This is a genomic window from Roseomonas sp. SRI_022 (assembly GCF_057586215.1).
The window spans coordinates 165,273-184,236 of sequence record NZ_JBYCZL010000012.1; the positions used below are offsets into that span (position 1 = coordinate 165,273).

At 69.9% G+C, this 18,964-nt stretch carries 19 protein-coding genes; 6 read left to right on the forward strand and 13 right to left on the reverse strand.

What is annotated here, in order from left to right; genetic code table 11:
• Complete coding sequence (locus AC2YHJ_RS14355; protein WP_487396753.1) at positions 1-1,182, reverse strand: ABC transporter substrate-binding protein; 1,182 nt, start codon at positions 1,180-1,182, stop codon at positions 1-3.
• 47 nt (positions 1,183-1,229) lie between these two features.
• Positions 1,230-2,039 (reverse strand): alpha/beta hydrolase, encoded by an 810-nt coding sequence (locus AC2YHJ_RS14360; protein ID WP_487396755.1) that lies wholly within the window; start codon positions 2,037-2,039, stop codon positions 1,230-1,232.
• A 50-nt stretch (positions 2,040-2,089) separates the two neighbouring features.
• Between AC2YHJ_RS14360 and AC2YHJ_RS14365 the strand changes: the two genes are divergently transcribed.
• Positions 2,090-2,686: a nucleoside 2-deoxyribosyltransferase gene (locus AC2YHJ_RS14365; RefSeq protein WP_487396757.1), complete on the forward strand. Its 597-nt coding sequence runs from the start codon at positions 2,090-2,092 to the stop codon at positions 2,684-2,686.
• On the opposite strand, the gene AC2YHJ_RS14370 is transcribed toward AC2YHJ_RS14365, so the two are convergent.
• From AC2YHJ_RS14370 to AC2YHJ_RS14390, 5 genes are all read right to left on the reverse strand, one after another.
• Positions 2,683-3,768: an amino acid ABC transporter substrate-binding protein gene (locus AC2YHJ_RS14370; RefSeq protein WP_487396758.1), complete on the reverse strand. Its 1,086-nt coding sequence runs from the start codon at positions 3,766-3,768 to the stop codon at positions 2,683-2,685. The two genes, AC2YHJ_RS14365 and AC2YHJ_RS14370, sit on opposite strands and share 4 nt — an antisense overlap.
• A gap of 164 nt (positions 3,769-3,932) precedes the next feature.
• Positions 3,933-4,706: an enoyl-CoA hydratase gene (locus AC2YHJ_RS14375; RefSeq protein ID WP_487396759.1), complete on the reverse strand. Its 774-nt coding sequence runs from the start codon at positions 4,704-4,706 to the stop codon at positions 3,933-3,935.
• Complete coding sequence (locus AC2YHJ_RS14380) at positions 4,672-4,980, reverse strand: YjiS-like domain-containing protein (RefSeq protein ID WP_487396760.1); 309 nt, start codon at positions 4,978-4,980, stop codon at positions 4,672-4,674. Before AC2YHJ_RS14380 ends, AC2YHJ_RS14375 begins: the two co-directional genes overlap by 35 nt.
• Before the next feature lie 80 nt (positions 4,981-5,060).
• The gene (locus AC2YHJ_RS14385) at positions 5,061-6,272 is read right to left on the reverse strand and encodes a flavin-dependent oxidoreductase (protein WP_487396761.1); all 1,212 of its coding nucleotides are present in this window, start codon (positions 6,270-6,272) and stop codon (positions 5,061-5,063) included.
• A 178-nt stretch (positions 6,273-6,450) separates the two neighbouring features.
• Entirely contained in the window at positions 6,451-6,636 is a 186-nt protein-coding gene (locus tag AC2YHJ_RS14390; RefSeq protein ID WP_487396762.1) for a hypothetical protein, read from the reverse strand.
• Positions 6,637-6,772: 136 nt separating this feature from the next.
• Here AC2YHJ_RS14390 and AC2YHJ_RS14395 point away from each other — a divergent pair, with 136 nt between their 5' ends.
• The 5 genes from AC2YHJ_RS14395 (at position 6,773) to AC2YHJ_RS14415 (ending at position 11,646) form a co-directional block, all read left to right on the forward strand.
• Positions 6,773-7,777 (forward strand): MBL fold metallo-hydrolase, encoded by a 1,005-nt coding sequence (locus AC2YHJ_RS14395; RefSeq protein WP_487396763.1) that lies wholly within the window; start codon positions 6,773-6,775, stop codon positions 7,775-7,777.
• 289 nt (positions 7,778-8,066) lie between these two features.
• Positions 8,067-9,281, forward strand: coding sequence for an NADP-dependent isocitrate dehydrogenase (locus AC2YHJ_RS14400; protein ID WP_487396764.1), 1,215 nt, complete (start codon positions 8,067-8,069; stop codon positions 9,279-9,281).
• A gap of 58 nt (positions 9,282-9,339) precedes the next feature.
• A complete protein-coding gene (locus AC2YHJ_RS14405) occupies positions 9,340-10,494 on the forward strand; it encodes a glycosyltransferase family 87 protein (protein WP_487396765.1) in 1,155 nt (384 codons plus the stop codon).
• A complete protein-coding gene (locus tag AC2YHJ_RS14410) occupies positions 10,484-10,972 on the forward strand; it encodes a hypothetical protein (protein ID WP_487396766.1) in 489 nt (162 codons plus the stop codon). The genes AC2YHJ_RS14405 and AC2YHJ_RS14410 overlap by 11 nt, the downstream gene beginning before the upstream one ends.
• The gene (locus tag AC2YHJ_RS14415) at positions 10,969-11,646 is read left to right on the forward strand and encodes a DUF599 domain-containing protein (RefSeq protein ID WP_487396767.1); all 678 of its coding nucleotides are present in this window, start codon (positions 10,969-10,971) and stop codon (positions 11,644-11,646) included. The genes AC2YHJ_RS14410 and AC2YHJ_RS14415 overlap by 4 nt, the downstream gene beginning before the upstream one ends.
• Before the next feature lie 7 nt (positions 11,647-11,653).
• Here the strand turns inward: AC2YHJ_RS14415 and AC2YHJ_RS14420 are convergent, their stop codons facing one another.
• From AC2YHJ_RS14420 to AC2YHJ_RS14445, 6 genes are all read right to left on the reverse strand, one after another.
• Positions 11,654-12,265: a hypothetical protein gene (locus AC2YHJ_RS14420; RefSeq protein ID WP_487396768.1), complete on the reverse strand. Its 612-nt coding sequence runs from the start codon at positions 12,263-12,265 to the stop codon at positions 11,654-11,656.
• The gene (locus AC2YHJ_RS14425; protein WP_487396769.1) at positions 12,262-13,347 is read right to left on the reverse strand and encodes a DmpA family aminopeptidase; all 1,086 of its coding nucleotides are present in this window, start codon (positions 13,345-13,347) and stop codon (positions 12,262-12,264) included. Before AC2YHJ_RS14425 ends, AC2YHJ_RS14420 begins: the two co-directional genes overlap by 4 nt.
• On the reverse strand, positions 13,344-15,992 hold the full coding sequence (gene alaS / locus AC2YHJ_RS14430) for an alanine--tRNA ligase (protein ID WP_487396770.1): 2,649 nt from the start codon (positions 15,990-15,992) through the stop codon (positions 13,344-13,346). The genes AC2YHJ_RS14425 and alaS overlap by 4 nt, the downstream gene beginning before the upstream one ends.
• Before the next feature lie 194 nt (positions 15,993-16,186).
• A complete protein-coding gene (locus tag AC2YHJ_RS14435; RefSeq protein WP_487396771.1) occupies positions 16,187-16,372 on the reverse strand; it encodes a hypothetical protein in 186 nt (61 codons plus the stop codon).
• 118 nt (positions 16,373-16,490) lie between these two features.
• The gene (recA, locus tag AC2YHJ_RS14440; RefSeq protein ID WP_487396772.1) at positions 16,491-17,537 is read right to left on the reverse strand and encodes a recombinase RecA; all 1,047 of its coding nucleotides are present in this window, start codon (positions 17,535-17,537) and stop codon (positions 16,491-16,493) included.
• A 182-nt stretch (positions 17,538-17,719) separates the two neighbouring features.
• On the reverse strand, positions 17,720-18,964 hold a 1,245-nt coding region (locus tag AC2YHJ_RS14445), incomplete at its 5' end, for an ATP-binding protein (RefSeq protein WP_487396773.1).

Here is an 18,964-nt window from a genome sequence, read left to right on the forward strand (position 1 = left end):
TCAGCGCATGCGGCATTCGGCGGCCCAGGGATCGACCGCGTTGTCGAACACCTTGCGCTCGGTCTGGGTCTCGAGCTTGCCGTCCGCGCGGCGCCCGACCTTCAGCAGCCAGAAATCCTGCACCGGATAATGATTCACGCCGAAGGCGAAGTCGCCGCGCACGGACCGGAAGTCCGCCGCCTTGATCGCCGCGCGCAGCGCGTCCTTGCCCGCGAGGTTGCCGCCCACCTTGCGGATCGCGGAATCGAGCAGCATCGCCGCGTCATAGGCCTGCGCCGCGTAGGTCGCCGGCACCGCGTTGTGCGCGGCGATGTAGTCGTTCACGAACTTCACGTTCTGCGCGTTGTCCATGTTCGGCGCCCAGGACGCCGCCGAGTAGAAGCCGAGCGCCGCATCGCCCTGCGCGGGCAGCGTCGCCTCATCCACCGTGAAGGTGGACAGGAAGGGAATATTGGCGAGGCCGGCCTGGCGATACTGCCGCACGAGGTTCACGCCGAGCCCGCCCGGCATGAAGGTGAAGATCGCATCCGGCCGGGCCGCGGCGATCTTCGCGAGTTCGGCCGAGAAATCGAGCTGGGTGAGCGGGACGAAGACCTCGTCCACCACCTCCCCCTGGAACTTCGACTTGAAGCCGGCGACGGCGTCGCGGCCCGCCTGGTAGTTCGGCACCAGCACGAAGACACGGCGATAGCCGTTGTCCTGCGCCACCTGGCCCATCACCGCATGGACCTGGTCGTTGTTGTACGACGTGGTGAAGAAGTTGGGGTTGCAACCGCGCCCGGCGAAGGTGGACGGGCCGGCATTGGTGCTGATCAGGAAGGTGCCGGCTTCCGTCACCGGCCGGAAGATCGCCTGCAGGATGTTGGAGAACACCACGCCGACGATGAAGTCGACCTTGTCGCGTTCCAGCGCCGCGCGGACCTTGGTGACGGCGACTTCGGGGCGCAGCTCGTCGTCGATGATCAGCGTCTCCGCCGTCAGCCCGCCGAGCTTGCCGTCCAGGTGCCGCAGCCCCAGCGCGAAGCCGTCCTTCAGCTGATTGCCGAGTGCCGCCTGCGGCCCGGTCTGCACGGCCACCACGCCGATCTTCACGCCGCCCGCCGGCTGCGCATGGAGGATGGCAGGCGCGGCGAGCAGCGCCGTCGTTCCGCCGAGAAGCCCGCGACGTCCGATCCCGATCATGGAAGTCCCCTGTTGCCCGGATTCCGGCCTCTCTTAAGCGCGATCCTTCAGCCGGGCGCAAGTCGCCCCGCCATGGCTGCGGCGCGCGCAACCATGGGATGCGCCGGATCGGTGAAGGGGTCGAGCACGGTGAAGTGGTTGGCGTCCGCCAGGACCTCCTGGCTGCTGCCCCAGGCGGCGGCGAAATCCCGCGTCTGGCGAAGGAATTCAGGGCTTTCCGCCCCGCCGACCACGGCGTGCAGTTCGCCCTTCGCCGGCGGCAGGAAGCGAGGCGACAGGGCGCGTGCCTCCCCAGGCGTCAGGTCCAGCGCGCGCCCGAGGGTCGTGCCGAGCAGCGGCTCGATCTCGAAGACACCCGAGACGGGCAGCGCCGCACCGACCAGGTCCGGCGGCAGCGCCGGGTCGATCGCTGTCCAATCCGTCGCCATCAGCAGCGCGGCGAGTTGCCCGCCGGCGGAATGCCCGGCCACCAGCAGGCGCCGCCCGGTGCGGCGATGCAGCATGGCGCAGGCGGCGCGCATCTGCTCCACGATCCGCCGCATCGGCACCTCCGGGCAGAGGTCATAGGACGGCACGGCCACCGCCACGCCATGGCCCAGCAGCCCACGCGCGCAATGGCTGGCGAAGGATTTGTCGAGCGCCTGCCAGTAGCCGCCATGGATGAAGACGGCGAGCGGCCCGGGCGCGTCGGGTTCGAACAGGTCGAGTCGCTCCCGCGCGCCCTCGCCATAGGGGATGTCGAGCGTGCCGCGCGCCCAGCCGGCGCGGAAGGCCGCCGCATCCCGCGCCCAGCCGGCGATCAGCGCCGCGCTGTCCGCGACCCGCGCGCGGTTGTTGTATTCAGCTTCAAGGTCCATCCCGGCATTCCGCATGGCGCTGCCGGCGCCGGCAAGGCAGGATCGGGCCGATGCGTGTCTATCTCGCCGGTCCCGAAGTCTTCCTGCCCGATGCGCTCGACGTCGCGGCGGCGAAGAAGCGCATCTGCGCGGCGCATGGGCTGGAGGGGGTGTTTCCGCTCGACACGCCGCCGCAGGCGCCGCCCGCCGACCGTCCCTACTGGATGCGCATCTACCTCGGCAACGAGGCGCATATCCGCTCCTGCGGCGGGCTGATCGCCAACCTCACGCCGTTTCGCGGGCCGTCCGCCGATGCGGGGACGGTGTACGAACTCGGCTTCATGCGCGCGCTCGGGCGGCCGGTGATGGGCTACAGCAACGCGGCCGCGGACTTCCTGGACCGCACCCGCGCCTTCCTCGGCCCGCAGGCGCGGCCCCGCGCCGATGGCGGGTGGGAGGATGCGGAGGCGATGGGCCTCGAGGATTTCGGCCTGGCCGACAACCTGATGATTGATGGCGGGATCGAAGCGACCGGCGGCGGGTTCGAGCGGTTCGACGCCGAACCGGCGCAGCGGTGGCGGGATTTCACCGCCTTCGAGAAGTGCTGCCTGCGGTTGAAGGCGATGGGAGAGGAGCGCCGCTCCTCTCCCACCCTCTCCCGGCCCTAACGGAGCGGCGGCGAGTACATGAGGCCGCCCTGGTTCCACAGCCGGTTCAGGCCGCGCGCCAGGCCGTAGGGCGCGGCGTTGCGCTCCCACATCTCTCCGTAGTTGCCGACGGCCTTGATGGCATTCGCCGCCCAGCGGCGATCGAGACCCATGGTCGGCCCGATATCGCCATCGCCGAGCAGGCGCCGCACGTCGGTCGATGCCCCCGCGCCGGGGTTGTCGACCGTTGCCGCGGTCACGCCCTGCTGTTCGGCCCAGATCAGGGCGAACTGCGTCCAGCGCACCACGTCCAGCCACTGGTCATCGCCCTTGCGGATCCAGGCGCCCAGCGGCTCCATGGTGATGTTCTCGGGCAGCAGCAGGAAGTCGTCCGGATTGGACTGCGACATGCGGAAGCCGGAAAGACCGGTCATGTCACGGGTATAAACATCACAGCGGCCGGCCAGGAACGCGCGAATGATCTCGTTCGGATCGTCGATGAGGATGGGCTGGAAGGTCAGCCGGTTGGCCCGGAACCATTCCTGCAGGATGACCTCGGTGGTGGATCCGGGCGGCACGCAGATGGTCGCGCCATCCAGTTCAGTGAGGCGCGAGACGTTGAGCGACTTCCGCACCAGGAAGCCCTGCCCGCTGAAGTAGTTCGCTGAGGCGAAGATCAGGCCGAGCTGGGTCTCGCGCGTGGTGGTCCAGGTCGTGCTGCCGAACAGCACGTCGATGTCGCCGCTCTGGACCGCGGGGAACCGGGTCAGCCCCGTGACGGGGCGAATGGTCGCCTTGTCGGGATCACCCAGGACGGCGGCGGCCAGCGCGCGGCAGGAATCGACATCCATCCCGCGCCAGACCCCGCGGCTGTCCGGGAGCGAGAATGGCGGGTTGTTCGACTGCACGCCGCAGACCACGCTGCCGCGGGCACGGATCGCGGCGAGCGTCGGCGAACCCTGCGCATGCGCGCCGTCACCCAAAGGCAGCCCGACAGTCGCGAGCAAGCCGAGCCCCAGGGCCGCCATGCCGCGCCGGCCCAATCCAGCCACGGTACGAAGCGCGGCCCCGGCGGATGCCGGGCCGGCCAAAACATTCATCATGCATATTCTCCTGCGCGCCACGTGGCGCCGCCGCGCCAAGTTAGGCGCAGGCCGGGAGGGGATCGACCCCTCCTCCGTCACACCCAGAATTGCGCCACGCGACGGACTTCAGCCCCCCGCAGGCCAGGGTCCAGGGAGGGCAATGCCTCCCCCCCGGCGTGCCCTCACCCACCCTTCTTCCGCGCCATGAAGCCGCCCAGCATCCGCGCGGGTTCATCGGTGCGCCAGGATGCCGCGAAGGCTTCGATCCCGGCGGCGACGGCCTGGGACAGCGGCAGATCTTCCCACCGGCGGATCAGCGCCTTCTGCGCGCGGATCGCCTCCGGCCCTGCTTCCAGCAGCAGGTCGATCCAGGAATCCACCGCCGCATCGAGTTCCGCCGGCGCGGCGACGCGTTCCACCAGGCCCCAGTCCAGCGCCTCGGCCGCGCCGATGGTCTCGGCCAGCAGCAGCAGGCGGCGCGTGCGGCCCCAGCCGATCAGGCTGGGCAGCAGGGCGGCCTCGACCACGGATGGGATGCCAACGCGCACCTCCGGCATGCCGAACTTCGCGGCCTCGGATGCGATGCGCATGTCGCAGGCAGCCGCGATCTCCAACCCCGCGCCAAGGCACCAGCCATTGATCCGCCCGATCACCGGCACCGGGCAGTCGCGCACCGCGCGGCAGCAGCCATGCACCAGGCGGATGAAGGCCTCCCCGCCCGCCGAATCCTGCAGCCCGGCCATGACCGAAATATCCGCACCGCCGATGAAGGCCCGCGGGCCAGCGCCCGTCAGCACCACGGCGCGCAGCGAGGCGTCCTTGCCGAGCGCCGCGAAGGTCGCGGCGAATTCGCGCATCAGATCCGGGTTCAGCGTGTTCAGCTTGGCGTCGTGATCCACCGCCACATGCGCGACGCGCCCTTCATGGGTCCGCCGCACATCCATCCGTCCTGCCATGCTGTCTCCTCCGTCGCGGCGCATCCTGCCCGCGCGGGGAGGGTCTGCCAATCTCGCCGGATCGGCCCTGCCACCAGGGCCGGCGGGCTTCCGCCAGCGCCTGCGCGGGCGTCAGCCCGATGTCGCGCAAGAGCCGTTCGTCGAGCGCGGCCAGCCGCGCACGTTGCGCCCGGCGATCCATCGCCACGCCGATCGCACCGAGCAGCCAGGCCAGGATCGGCGGCGGCGCGATGACGAGCGCGGCCGGCTTCCGTGTGTCGCTGCGCGCGGTCATGGTTATTCTCCTGCCGTGTGGACGGCAGCGATGCCACGCCTCGCCGGCGCGATGGTGCGGTCAGCAGCGAAACAGGCGCGCTACCGAGGTGCCGCGAAGCCCGCCATGCGCGCATAGCCACCGGCGATGGCGGCGAGTTCCTCGCGCGCGATCACATCCTCCAGCCGCGCGAAGCCATCGGGTGCGCGTTCCGAGACGACATCGACCACGCGTTCCGGCCCGCCGCGGCGGTTGCTGCGAACGATCTCGGCGGTCTTCGGCAGGCGCTCCGCCTCATAGGCGGCGAGTGCCGCAACGACGTCGCCTTCGGCCAGCAGGGAGGCCAGGCAGCGCGCATCGAGCACCGCCTGCGACGCGCCATTCGATCCCACCGGATACATCGGATGCGCGGCATCGCCGAGCAGCGTGACGCGGCCCCGCGTCCAGAAGGGCAGCGGGTCGCGGTCGCACATCGGGTATTCCCAGAACTCCGGCGTCGCGCGCACCAGCGCTTCGACGTCCAGGAACGGGATGCGGAAGCGCGCGACATGCGGCAGCACCTCCGCGAGGCTGCCGGGGCGCGACCAATCCTCGCGCCGCGGCGGCGGGCGGCTCGCATCACCGATCTGCGCGCAGACCACCCAGTTGGTCAGCCGCGTGCCCGGCGTCGCACCGGCCGCGATCGGGTAAAGTACCAGTTTCTCGGCCATATCGCCGGCGACGATCATGGTGTCGCCGCCCTCGAATGCCGGCCAGTCGATGGCGCCGCGCCACATCTGGATGCCGTTCCAGCGGATGCCGCCATCGTCGGGATGCATGGCCGCGCGCAGCACGGAATGGATGCCGTCCGCGCCGACCAGCACATCGCCGCGCACGCTGCGGCCATCGGCGAAATGCGCGGTGACGCCCGTGGCGTCCTGCGCGAAGCCGGCCAGGCGCGCGCCGGCGACCAGCGCCGCATCGCCCAGGCGTTCCCGCGCCGCCCGCCACAGCGCCGCATGCAGATGGCCGCGATGGATGGAGAATTGCGGCACCTCATGCCCCGCCCAGGTGCCGCGCGGCTCGACCCAGATCTCCTGACCGAAGCGGTTGAGGTAGCGGAGTTCCCGCGTGCGCACGGCGACCGCATCCAGCGCCGGCAGCAATTGCATCGAAGCAAGTTCGCGGATCGCATGCGGCAGGGTGTTGATGCCGACGCCGAGTGGCCGGACCTGTTCCGCCGCCTCGAACACCGTGCAGGGGATGCTGCGCTCGTGCAGCGACAGCGCAAGCGTCAGCCCGCCGACGCCGCCACCCGCGATCAGAACCGTCATGCCGCCCCTCCATGCCGCGGCGCCTGTCTTACCGGCTGCGGCGCGCGGCGGGGAGTCAGCGGGCCTTCAAGACCGCGCCGATTGATGCGGCATGGGGCGCGGCGCCGGTCCGCAGCCCGACCCGGCCACCCACGTCAGGGCGGGGGCGCGGGCCGGTGCCGGCATGCTCAAGCGACCGTCAGGTCTCCGCTGCGGGGGCGGGCGGCGATGTCGCCTCCTCCGGCCAGGCGGTGCGGTCCTTCGCCCGGCGGCGCGCCGCGCAGGCGAGCACCACCGCACCCGCCACCGTCGCCCCGGCCACCGCCGCCGTGGCGGTCGCCAGCGCCATCCCTGCCAGGCCGAGCCCTGCGATGCGCAGCAACATGCGTTGCTCCTTATTCTGTCACGCGAGCATGACCAGGGATGGCACACGCCACGCTGGCATTTCGCGCATGGGAGACGATAGCGTGCCGCCGCGGCGCCGCCCACCGGCATGGGCGCGCCAATGGGAGAAACGATCCATGACCTTCAATCGCCGCGCCCTGCTGGGCGCCGGGCTCGCTGCTGCGTCGCTTCCGCTTGGCGCGGCCCTGCCGCTGTTCCGCGCCGAGGCCGCCGCGCCCTTCGTCGGCCGCGGTGCGCCCGCATGGTACCGCTTCAGGTTCGGCGAATACGAGGCGACGGTCGTCTCCGACGGCGCGCTGCCGCTGGGCAAGGCGGAGGATTCCTTCGTCGGCGCCCGCCCCGGCGAGATCAACGCCATGATGACGGCGAATTTCCTCGATCCCGCCAATGCGCTGCTGGAACAGAACGCGTTGGTGCTGAATACCGGCCGGAACCTGATCCTGTTCGACACCGGCATGGGCGACAGCATGGGCGCGGCCAGCCAGATGTTCGGACCCACCACTGGCCGGCTGCTGCGCAACCTGCGCCAGGCGGGCATCGACCCCGCGCAGATCGACATGGTGGTGCTGTCCCATGCGCATTGCGACCATTGCTGGGCGCTGGTGGACGCGCAGGGCAACCGCAACTTCCCCAATGCCCAGGTCGCGATCAGCGAGGCCGACCTGAAATACTGGACGGACGACGCAAACATCCGCGGGCCCGCTTTCATGGAACCCTTCATCCGCGGGGCGCAGAAGAACCTCACCGCCTATCGCGACCGCATGGTGATGACCGTCGATGGGCGGGAGGTGGTGCCGGGCGTGACCGCCATCTCCGCCCCCGGGCACACGGTCGGGCACATGATCTATGCGGTCAGCACCGGGCCGAATGTCATGGTCTATACGGGCGACCTCGCGCATCACCACGTGCTGCTGCTGCGCCGGCCGCTGCTGGAATTCTCCTTCGACACGGACCCGAAGCAGTCGGCGCAGACGCGGGCGCGGGCGCTCGACCGTTTCGCCACCGACAAGCCGCTGCTGCTGTCCTACCACTTCCCCTGGCCTGGCCTCGGCCGGGTCGCGAAGGAAGGCGAAGGCTTCGCCTGGATGCCAGCGCCGATGGATGTGACGAGTTTAGGCTAGCGCGCTCAAACGCCCGGCGGCCCGCACCTGCGGGCCTTGGCTTTCGCGCCCTGCACTGGTGCGCTGGGGGCGGCTGACGGTTTGGGCGCGGTCGCGCTTTGCGCTCCTGGCCCGATGCGCGGCATCGGACCGAGGGGAACGGCAATGGCCAGAGGGGCGCGATCCGCCGGGGATCGCCGCCCGCATTGCCCCCTGGGCTTGCCGCACCCGCCCCTTGCGTGCAATTTCCGCCCGCATCGGCCGCCCTGCCCGGGCGTGCCCGTATCCGCATGCGCGCAGAGGACAGCCCATGGCCAAGATCAAGGTGAAGACCCCCGTCGTCGAGATGGACGGGGACGAGATGACCCGCATCATCTGGGGGTTCATCAAGGACAAGCTGATCCTCCCCTATCTCGACATCGACCTGAAGTACTACGACCTCGGCATCCAGAAGCGCGACGAGACGGACGACCAGATCACCGTTGATTCCGCCAATGCCACCAAGCAGTACGGCGTGGCCGTGAAGTGCGCGACGATCACGCCCGATGAGGCGCGCGTGGCCGAGTTCGGCCTGAAGAAGATGTGGCGTTCCCCGAACGGGACGATCCGCAACATCCTCGACGGCACGATCTTCCGCGAGCCGATCATCTGCAAGAACGTGCCGCGCCTGGTGCCGCACTGGTCGAAGCCGATCGTCGTCGGCCGCCACGCCTATGGCGATATCTACCGCTCGGTCGAGATGAAGGTCCCCGGCGCCGGCACGGTGAAGATGACCTACATCCCCGAGGGCGGCGCCCCGCAGGAAATCGGCGAATTCCCCATGCCCGCGACCGGCGGCGTGGCGATGATGATCCACAACCTGAACAAGTCGATCGAGGGCTTCGCCCGCGCCTCCTTCAACTACGGCCTGCAGCGCAACTTCTCGGTCTACTTCAGCCACAAGAACACGATCCTCAAGGCCTATGACGGCCAGTTCAAGGACATCTTCCGCGCCATCTACGACGCCGAGTTCAAGGCGGAATACGAGAAGCGCGGCCTGACCTACGAAGACCGCCTGATCGACGACATGGTGGCCTCGGCCCTGAAGTGGGAAGGCGGCTACATCTGGGCCTGCAAGAACTACGATGGCGACGTGCAGTCCGACATCGTGGCGCAGGGCTTCGGCTCGCTCGGCCTGATGACCTCGGTGCTGCTCTCCCCGGATGGCCACACGGTCGAGTCCGAGGCCGCGCACGGCACGGTGACGCGCCACTACCGCGAACACCAGAAGGGCCGCGAGACCTCGACCAACCCGATCGCGTCGATCTTCGCCTGGACCCGTGGCCTCGCCTATCGCGGCAAGTTCGACGGCACGGCGGACGTGACCGACTTCGCGAATACGCTTGAGAAGGTCTGCGTCGACACGGTCGAGGCCGGCTTCATGACCAAGGACCTCGCGATCCTGATCGGCAAGGACCAGCCCTGGCTGAACACCCAGGCCTTCCTCGCCAAGATCGACGAGAACCTGAAGAAGGCGATGGCCTGACCAGGCCAGGGCCCGGACCCCGCGCGCGCGTGGGGTCCGGGCCGCAACCGGCGCGCCGATGAGGATCTCCGCCGATCACGCCGAGGCCGTCGCACGGCTGTTTCTTGCTGCATTCCTCCTCAGCGCGGCGTGGATACTTTGGCAGCCCGCCATCCCTGACCAGGGTCCAGCCATCGGCTTCGACTTCGCGAGCTTCTGGTCGGCGTCCGCGTTGATCTGGCGGGGCGAGGCGGTCTCTACCTACGATCGCGCCGCGCATTTCGCCGTGCAGCAGCAGCTGTTCGGCGCCGGGCTGACCCATTGGTCGGCCTTCTTCTACCCTCCCGTTTTCCTGTTGTTCTGCGCCCCGCTTGCCCTGCTGCCATTTGGCTGGTCGCTGCTCGCCTGGACGTTGGCCGGGCTCACCGCCTGCGTGGCGGCGCTGCGGCGCATCGCGGGTAGCTGGATCACGGTGCCGGCGCTTGCCTTCCCTGCCTTCTGGGTCAATGCGGGCTTCGGTCAGAACGGCGCGATCAGCGCCGCGCTGTTCGCCTGGGCGGCGGTAACGCTGGAACGGCGGCCGGTGATCGCCGGGATCTGCCTCGGTTGCCTGTGCTTCAAACCGCAGCTCGGCCTTGCCGTGCCGGTTGCGCTCGTCGCCGCGCGGCGTTGGCGCGCGGTCTTCGCCGCGGGCGGCACAGTCGCGGCGCTCTGCCTGGCCTCGCTATTCGCATTCGGCCTGCCGGCCTGGGCAGGCTTCCTGGCCCAGGCGCCGCTCGCAGCCGCCGGGTTGGAACAGGGCATCGTCGGCTTCGAGCGCATCATCAGCCCATTCGCCGCCATTCGCATGGCCGGCGGCGGCATCGGCACTGCCTACGTCGTGCAGGCCGGCGCAGCCCTGATCGCCTGCGCCGCGCTGGCGCTGCTGGTGCGGCGGCGGCCCGGCGGGCCGGCTGAGGTTTCGGCCACGATCGCCGCCACGCTGTTCTGCTCCCCCTTCCTGCATGTTTATGATCTCGCGATCGTGGCGCTGCCGCTGGCCTGGCTGGTGGCGCGCATTCGCAGAGAGGGCACGGCGATGCGCGGAGAGGTCGCGGGCCTGATCCTGCTTGCCCTGACGCCACTGCTCGGCTGGGCCGGCACACGAGTAGCCGGCATCCAGACCGCACCGATCGTCTCGCTTCTGCTGTTCGTCCTGGTCGCCCGACGGATTGGGCAGCCCGATGAAGGCTGACCGCGGCGCGGTGGCCTTGCTGGTCGCCTTGCTGCTGGCCAATCCTGCTCCTGCCGACACCCTCGAATGGTCCGACCCGGGCCTGCAGATCGAACAAGGTGTGCTGCGCGGCCTTCCGCCCGGCCCGGTCCGTTGGCGCAGCGGCCGCATGCCTGCGGGCGGCATCCATCTTTCGACCCTCGTCGAACTGCGCTGGACCGCGCCGGACGGGCGCGAACGGCAGCAGACGCTGTTCGAGGAAATCCAGGACGGCCGCCCCATGCTGTCCGTCGGCCGGGGCCGGGTGCTGCTACGCGTGACCTATTGCCCGACGGGGCAGGAATGCCGCCACGCCACGCTGCCCTTCGCCTGGGACGGCCGGCAGGGCCGTTTCGTCGGCGCCGATCGGGCGGCACGGAATTCGCTTGCCCACACCGGCTCGACGGAGCCAGACAGCACGCCGATCCCCGACGAGCCTGCCCGAACCGGAAACCGATGACCCTGCCCCTGACGATCCTCGACTGGTGCGCGCTGGCAATCTTCGCGCTGGCCTGGATCGGCTACGCCTTCATCGTGGACCGGGTGCCGTCGATCCGGGCGCGCAGCGTCATCGCCTCGATGGACATCCACCGCCAGCGCTGGATGGTCGCCGCACTGGGGCGCGAGAACCGCATCGCCGACATCTCGGCGATCGGCAACCTGATGTCCTCGACATCCTTCCTCGCCACCACCTCCATCCTGATCCTGGGCGGCCTGGTGGCGATGCTCTCGGCGCCCGACATCGGCCGGCGGGTGGTCGCGATCCTGCCCTGGACCTCGGTGCCGGACGAGGCGATGTGGGAGGTGAAGATCGCCCTGCTGCTGGTGATCTTCGTCAACGCCTTCTTCGAGCTGACCTGGGCGCTGCGCCAGTTCAACTACACCTCCACCCTGGTCATGGCGATGCCGCCGGGCGCCGTTGGGCAGGCCGAGGCCGCCGCGCGGCTGGCCAATCGCGGCGCGCGGCATTTCAACACGGGGCTGCGGTCCTACTATTTCGGGCTAGCCGCGTTGGCTTGGATCATCCATCCGCTCGCGCTGATCCTCGCGAGCCTGCTGGTGCTACGCGAATTGCACCGGCGGGAATTCCGCTCCGCCGCACACGACGCGCTGGCGACGCGCGAGATCCGGTAGAAAACGTTCAGGGCACGCGCAGCGGCGTCCCCGGCAGCCGGCCTGGTGACAGCGCGCAGGTCGCGCGCACCGCCGCCGCCGGCGGGTTGATGGCGATGGCGGTCGGCTCGCAGGTACCGCGGCCGAGTTCATCGAGCCGCCGCTCGATCGAGAAGGCCTCGCGCAGCGCGCCCTCCGGGGTGAAGTCGTGGAAGGTGTAGACGACCGAACAGCAGCCATTGCGCCCGAGCGCGATCATCCGCCCCGCGGCATCGCGGGAAAAGCCGAGGCCGCTCACCTCCCCCGCGCGCTGGAAGCGGGCGCGGTCGGGCTGCATCAACCAGAGCTCCCAGGCCGTGTTGGCATTGCCGCCGATCACCGGCACCCAGAGATCGGCCGCGCCGTCGCCATTGGTATCCGCCAGGCGCGGCAGGACGTCGGGCAGGTCCGTTTGCACCTCGATGCGCTGGCTCTCGACGCCGCCCTCCAGCACGGCGATGGTCCAGTGCTCCTGCGAGGAGGTCGCCCGCAGCACCAGCGGCGAGGCGCCGGGGCGCGTCGCGCGCAGCGTCGTACGGGCGGCCTCGGCGGCCGTCAGCGCCAGGGCGACGAACGCCGTGGCGAGGAGCGCGCGCTTCATCGCCCGTGCCGCTTCAGCACGGCGCGCAACGCGTCGAGGTCGATGGCATGGCCCGTGGCTCGCCGTCCGGTGCGGCCATCGCGGCCGATGATCGTGGTCGCCATGGCCAGGGCATTCAGCACGGCTTCCTCCACGGCTTCCGCGGCGGCGACGAAAAGCGGCGACATGCGGTCATTCGGCCAATCGGCGATGATGGCCTGATGCGCGCGGCGTTCGGCCGTGCGCCGCACACCGGGATGGGTGGAGAAGGCGATCGCATAGTCGCCCGACCCGTCGCTGAAGGCCGCCCCGGTGCGCGCCAGCCCGGCCATGGCGCGCGTCGCGAGCCGCGTGAGGTTGCGGTCCGACAGCGGCGCATCCGTGGCGAGTACGACCATCACCGACCCATCGGCATCGCCGCGATCGGTGTGCTCCTTCAGGTACCATTTGCCGAGTTCGCGCCCGACGGGGATGCCATCCATCGCCAACACGCCGCCGTAGTTCGCCTGCACCAGCGCCCCGATGGTCCAGGCGCCCAGGGGTTCGGGCAGGATGCGCGAGGATGTGCCGATGCCGCCCTTGAAGCCGAAGGCCATGGTGCCGGTGCCGGCGCCGACGCTGCCCTCCGCAACGGGACCGTCCGTCGCGGCGTCGAGCGCGGCCAGGACATGGTCCGCCGTGACGCCGCGGGCGCGAATGTCGTTCAGGCGGCCGTCATTCGTCTCGCCCACGCAGGCATTGACGCTGACGGCATCGGGGTTGCGCGCCAGCGTCCAGTCGATGACCGCTTCCACCGCGCGCCCGACCGCCAGCGTGTTGGTCAAGACGATCGGTGTCTCGATCTCGCCGAGTTCGACAAGTTGCGTCGCGCCGGCGAGCTTGCCGTAGCCATTCATGACCGACAGCCCGGCCGGCACGCGGTCGGCGAAGGGATTGCCGGGATGCGGCAGGATGGCGGTGACACCCGTGCGGGTAGCGTCGCCTTCGATCAGCGTGACCTGGCCGACGCGAACGCCGGCCACATCGGTGATGGCGTTGTGCGCGCCAGGACGGAAGATGCCCGGCGCGAGGCCGAGGTCGCGGGCGCGCAGGCGCTCGCTCACCCGGCGAGCGCCGCCTTCACGGCCGCCAGCGCATCGGCGGCCTTGTCGGCCTCCGGCCCGCCGGCCTGGGCCATGTCGGGACGACCGCCGCCGCCCTTGCCGCCCACCGCGGCCGAGGCGGCGCGCACCAGCGCCACGGCATCGGCCTTGCCCTTCGCCGCGTCGCCCGCCGCGACGACGATCGACGCCTTGCCCTCGGCGGTGGACACCAGCGCCACGACATCCGCCGTGCCACCCTTCAGGATCGCTTCCGCCAGGCCCTTCAGGTCACGCGGCGGCACCTCGCCAAGGTCACGCAGGGCGAGGCGCAGGCCGTTCACCTGTTCGACCTCCGCACCGCCACCACCGGTCGCGAGCTTCTTGCGCAGCTCCGCGACCTCGCGTTCCAGCTTGCGGCGGTCCTCGACGAGCGCGGCGATGCGCGACGCCAATTCGCCCGGCTGCGCCTTCAGCACGGCCGAGGCCGCCTGCAGGCTTTCCTCCATCCCCGCGACCAGGGACAGCGCGGCTTCGCCGGTCACCGCTTCCACGCGGCGCACGCCGGCGGAGACCGCACTTTCCGACACGATCTTGAACAGGCCGATATCGCCGGTGCGGCGCACATGCGTCCCGCCGCAGAGTTCCAGCGAATAGACGCCGTGCTTCTCGACGGCCGCCGGGTCATGCGCCATGCCGACGACGCGGACCTCCTCGCCATACTTCTCCCCGAACAGTGCCATCGCACCCGCTTCGACGGCGGCCTCGGGCGTCATCAGGCGGGTGACGACCTCGGCATTCTCGCGGATGCGGGCGTTCACCTCGGCCTCGACCCAGTGCAGGTCTTCCTCCGTCATCGGCGTGGGCTGGGAGACGTCGAAGCGCAGCCGGTCCGGTGCGTTCAGCGAGCCCTTCTGCGCGACATGGTTACCGAGGCGGCGGCGCAGCGCCTCATGCAGCAGATGCGTCGCGGAGTGGTGGGAGCGGATCCTGGACCGCCGCGCGTGATCGACCTCCGCCGTGACGGCCAGGCCGAGTTTCGCCTCGCCCGCCACCACGGTGCCGACATGGACGAACAGCGCGCCGAGCTTCTTCTGCGTGTCACGGATTTCGATGCGGCAGGCGTCACCGGCCTGGATGATGCCGGTGTCGCCGACCTGGCCGCCGGATTCCGCATAGAAGGGCGTCTGGTTCAGCAGCACCGCGACCTCGGTGCCGACCGGCGCGCCGCCAACCGGCTTGCCGTCGGCGACGATGGCGACGATCTCGCCTTCCGCCGTTTCGGTGCTGTAGCCGAGGAACTCGCTGGCGCCGACCTTTTCCTTCAGGTCGAACCACACGCCTTCCGTCGCCGCCTCGCCGCTGCCGGCCCAGGCGGCGCGGGCGCGCTTGCGCTGTTCGGCCATGGCGGCATTGAAGCCTTCGACATCGACCGGGCGACCTTCGGCACGCAGCGCATCCTGCGTCAGGTCGAGCGGGAAACCGTAGGTGTCGTACAGACGGAAGGCGACGTCGCCCGGCAGCGTCTGCTTGTCGCCGAGCTTGCCGGTTTCCTCCGCCAGCAGGCCGAGGCCGCGTTCCAGCAGCGAGCGGAAGCGGGTTTCCTCCAGGCGCAGCGTCTCGCTGATCAGCGCCTCGGCGCGCACCAGTTCCGGATAGGCCGCACCCATCTGGCGCACCAGCGCCGGCAGCAGGCGGTGCATCAGCGGATCGCGCGACCCCATCATGTGGGCATGGCGCATCGCGCGGCGCAGGATGCGGCGCAGGACGTAGCCGCGGCCCTCATTCGACGGCAGCACGCCATCGGCGATCAGGAAGGCGCCGGCGCGCAGATGGTCGGCGACCACGCGATGGCTGGACCGGAACGGCCCATCCGGTTCCTGCCCCGTCGCTTCCGCGCTGGCGAGGATCAGCGCGCGCAGCGTGTCGGTGTCGTAGTTGTCGTGCTTGCCCTGCAGGATCGCCGCGAAGCGTTCCAGGCCCATACCGGTGTCGATGGACGGGCGCGGCAGCGGATTACGCGTGCCGGGCGGGTCCTCGAGGAACTGCATGAAGACCAGGTTCCAGATCTCGATGAACCGGTCGCCATCCTCGTCCGGGCTGCCGGGCGGGCCGCCGGGGATCTTGTCGCCGTGGTCGAAGAAGATCTCGGAACAGGGGCCGCAGGGGCCGGTGTCGCCCATGCGCCAGAAATTGTCGGAGGTGGAGATGCGGATGATGCGGCTGTCGGGCAGGCCCGCGACCTTCTTCCAGATCGCCGCCGCGTCGTCGTCCTCGGAATAGACAGTGACCAGCAGCCGGTCCTTCGGCAGCGCGAAATCCTTGGTCAGCAGGTCCCAGGCATAGGGGATCGCCTGTTCCTTGAAATAGTCGCCGAAGGAGAAGTTCCCCAGCATCTCGAAGAAGGTGTGGTGGCGCGCGGTGTAGCCGACATTGTCGAGGTCGTTGTGCTTGCCGCCGGCGCGCACGGATTTCTGGGCCGTGGTGGCGCGCTTGTAGGGCCGCGTCTCCTGCCCGGTGAAGACGTTCTTGAACTGCACCATGCCCGAGTTCGCGAACATCAGCGTCGGGTCGTTGCGCGGGACCAGCGGGCTCGATTCCACCACCTCATGACCGTTGCGGTGGAAGTAGTCGAGGAAGGTGGCCCGAATGTCGTTGCTGCTGGTCATGTCCCGCCCGTCGCGTCGCCCGGGAAAAACCCGTCCCGGCAAGGTGTTGGCCCTAAAGGGAGCGACAGGTAGCGCGCGCCGCGCGGGCCGTGAAGGGGCGCTGGGGGTCGCGCCGGTCCCGGCGCGGCGGCTGTAGCCCGAAAAATTGCGGGGTGCCGGTGTGCGGAGGGGGCCGGCCGGAGTGCCGGGGCGGCCTACGGCCTGCCTTCCTCCCGCTCTGCCTCCTCTTCGGATTTGCGGCGGTTCTCGCGCTGCTTCTCGCCCTTTCCATAGTCCGGCCCGCCCTCCTTGCGCTCGTCGGGCCGATGCATCGGATGCGGCGAGGCCGGGGGCGTTTGCGGGGTGATCTTCGGCAGGCGAGGAGGACGAGGCGTGTTCATCGGTGTGTCTCCTGTCGTCGGAGAACACGCGATGCCGGTCGATGGTTGCGGCGCCTGACACGACAACGCCCGCGACACGAATGCCGCGGGCGCCCTCAGTCGCGCAATATGGCGCGGCCTATTCGGCCGCCAGCGCCTCGTCATCCCCGTCGCCCTCGCCGACCAGCATCTGCTCGGCGAGCAGGCCGGCCTGGCCGCGGATGCGCTGTTCGATGGAATTGGCCATCTCGGGATGGTCGCGCAGGAACTGCTTCGCGTTCTCGCGCCCCTGGCCGATGCGCTGGCTGTCGCAGGAGAACCAGGCGCCCGACTTCTCGACCACATTGGCCTTCACGCCGAGGTCGATCAGCTCGCCGACCTTGGAGATGCCCTCGCCATACATGATGTCGAACTCGACCTCGCGGAACGGCGGGGCCATCTTGTTCTTCACCACCTTGACGCGGGTGTGGTTGCCGGTGACCTCGTCGCGGTCCTTGATGGCGCCGATGCGGCGGATCTCCATGCGGACCGAGGCATAGAACTTCAGCGCATTGCCGCCCGTGGTGGTCTCCGGGTTGCCGAACATCACGCCGATCTTGAGCCGGATCTGGTTCAGGAAGATCAGCAGCGTATTGGACTTGGAGACTGAGCCGGTCAGCTTGCGCAGCGCCTGGGACATCAGGCGGGCATGCAGGCCGACATGGCTGTCGCCCATCTCGCCTTCGAGTTCGGCGCGCGGCACCAGCGCGGCGACGCTGTCCACCACCAGCACGTCGACCGCGCCCGAACGCACCAGCGTATCGGCGATCTCGAGTGCCTGTTCACCGGCATCGGGCTGGCTGATCAGCAGGTTGTCCACATCGACGCCGAGCTTCTTGGCATAGCCCGGATCGAGCGCGTGTTCCGCGTCCACGAAGGCGCAGGTGCCGCCGCGCTTCTGCGCTTCCGCGATGCAGTGCAGCGCGAGCGTCGTCTTGCCCGAGGATTCCGGCCCGTAGATCTCGACGATGCGCCCCTTGGGCAGCCCGCCGATGCCGAGCGCGAGGTCGAGGCCGAGCGAGCCGGTCGAGACCACCTCGACCTCCCCCTGCGCCGCCTGCTTGGCACCGAGGCGCATGATCGAACCCTTGCCGAAGGCCCGTTCGATCTGGCTCAGCGCGGCGTCGAGCGCCTTTCCCTTATCCATGCCCTTCCCCCGATCCGGCAACGATTTATCAACCATAGGGCGATTTCTCCATTCACACAATCGCCCATTCGTAGCGAACCGCCCGGCGGTTCGACCCGGCGGGCCCGCCTTCACCCGCACATGGCGGTGCGATTCGGCGCAAGGGAAAGATGCGCCCGGCGCGGCGGAACGGCAAGAACAAATTAAGAACTGGAACCGTCCACCACTTCCAGCAGCGCCTTCATGCGGAACGGCTTCTCAAGATAGACGAAGCCTCGCGCCGCCACCCCTTCCCCCACCGCCCGCTCGGCATAGCCGGACACCAGGACGACCCTCAGTCCGGGCAGCGCGCCGCGCAACGCATCGGCGAGCGCCAGCCCGTCCATCTCCCCGGGCATGGTCACGTCGGTGACGAGCACCTCCGGCGCGAAGCCCTCCCCGAGCACCTCCAGCGCAGCCTCGGCATCATCCGCCTCGCGCACGTCATGCCCGGCCGTCTTCAGGGCATGGGCAGCGAGGCGGCGCAGCGGCGCCTCATCCTCGACCAGCAGCACGCGCCGCGTCGCACTCATGGGCGCCACGGCTGGTGCGGGCGGAACGGGCGCCACCTCGGCCGCCTCCGCCACCGCGGGGAACCAGAGCCGGAAGGCCGTCCCCTCCCCAAGCCGGGAGGTCACGGTCACATGCCCACCCGATTGCCGCAGGATGCCGATCACGGTGGACAGGCCGAGCCCCGTGCCGCCTTCGGTGCGCCGCGTCGTGAAGAAGGGCTCGAAGATGCGCGGCAGGTCGGCCGGCGCGATGCCGCGGCCGCTGTCCTCCACCGTCAGCATGACCCATTCGCCCGGCGGTACCACCGCCCCCGGCTCGACGCGCTCCACCGACAGCGCCACCGCCTCGATGCCGACGCGGATGCCGCCGCCCCCCGGCATGGCATCGCGCGCATTCACCACGAGGTTCAGCAGCACCTGGTCGAGTTGCGAGGCGTCCACCCGCACGCGCGGCCCGGGTTTCGGCGGCAGGTCGAGCGCGAGGAGATGCCGCCCGCCGAGCAGCCGCCGCAGCAGCGGGGCCATCGCCTCGACCGTGGCGGCCAGCGGCAGCACGCGCGGCGCGAGCGCCTGGCGGCTGGCGAAGGCGAGCAACTGCTTCACCAGCCTCGCACCGCGCGTCGCGCTGTCGAGGATCTGGCGCAGATCCTCGGCGGTCGGCGCATCGGGCTGGCGCGCCAGCGCGGCCTCGGCGGCGCCGGTGATCGCGGCGAGCAGGTTGTTGAAGTCATGCGCGACGCCGCCCGCGAGGCGCCCGACCGATTGAAGACGCGCGCCTTCCTCGAGTTGCGCCTGCATGCGCAGCCGCGCCGTCACATCGGTGACGCGCAGCAGCGCGCCGGCTTCCCCGCGCAGTGGGCGGCAGCCGACCTCCACCTGGGCATCGGCGGGCAGCGC

Coding starts and splice junctions, on each gene's coding strand:
- recA (WP_487396772.1), bottom strand. CDS start 17,537: ATGGATAAGGGAAAGGCGCTCGACGCCGCGCTGAGCCAGATCGAACGG.
- AC2YHJ_RS14415 (WP_487396767.1), top strand. CDS start 10,969: ATGACCCTGCCCCTGACGATCCTCGACTGGTGCGCGCTGGCAATCTTC.
- AC2YHJ_RS14370 (WP_487396758.1), bottom strand. CDS start 3,768: ATGATGAATGTTTTGGCCGGCCCGGCATCCGCCGGGGCCGCGCTTCGT.
- AC2YHJ_RS14395 (WP_487396763.1), top strand. CDS start 6,773: ATGACCTTCAATCGCCGCGCCCTGCTGGGCGCCGGGCTCGCTGCTGCG.
- AC2YHJ_RS14405 (WP_487396765.1), top strand. CDS start 9,340: ATGAGGATCTCCGCCGATCACGCCGAGGCCGTCGCACGGCTGTTTCTT.
- AC2YHJ_RS14365 (WP_487396757.1), top strand. CDS start 2,090: ATGCGTGTCTATCTCGCCGGTCCCGAAGTCTTCCTGCCCGATGCGCTC.
- AC2YHJ_RS14435 (WP_487396771.1), bottom strand. CDS start 16,372: ATGAACACGCCTCGTCCTCCTCGCCTGCCGAAGATCACCCCGCAAACG.
- AC2YHJ_RS14410 (WP_487396766.1), top strand. CDS start 10,484: ATGAAGGCTGACCGCGGCGCGGTGGCCTTGCTGGTCGCCTTGCTGCTG.
- AC2YHJ_RS14380 (WP_487396760.1), bottom strand. CDS start 4,980: ATGACCGCGCGCAGCGACACACGGAAGCCGGCCGCGCTCGTCATCGCG.
- AC2YHJ_RS14390 (WP_487396762.1), bottom strand. CDS start 6,636: ATGTTGCTGCGCATCGCAGGGCTCGGCCTGGCAGGGATGGCGCTGGCG.
- AC2YHJ_RS14355 (WP_487396753.1), bottom strand. CDS start 1,182: ATGATCGGGATCGGACGTCGCGGGCTTCTCGGCGGAACGACGGCGCTG.
- alaS (WP_487396770.1), bottom strand. CDS start 15,992: ATGACCAGCAGCAACGACATTCGGGCCACCTTCCTCGACTACTTCCAC.
- AC2YHJ_RS14400 (WP_487396764.1), top strand. CDS start 8,067: ATGGCCAAGATCAAGGTGAAGACCCCCGTCGTCGAGATGGACGGGGAC.
- AC2YHJ_RS14360 (WP_487396755.1), bottom strand. CDS start 2,039: ATGGACCTTGAAGCTGAATACAACAACCGCGCGCGGGTCGCGGACAGC.
- AC2YHJ_RS14375 (WP_487396759.1), bottom strand. CDS start 4,706: ATGGCAGGACGGATGGATGTGCGGCGGACCCATGAAGGGCGCGTCGCG.
- AC2YHJ_RS14385 (WP_487396761.1), bottom strand. CDS start 6,272: ATGACGGTTCTGATCGCGGGTGGCGGCGTCGGCGGGCTGACGCTTGCG.
- AC2YHJ_RS14420 (WP_487396768.1), bottom strand. CDS start 12,265: ATGAAGCGCGCGCTCCTCGCCACGGCGTTCGTCGCCCTGGCGCTGACG.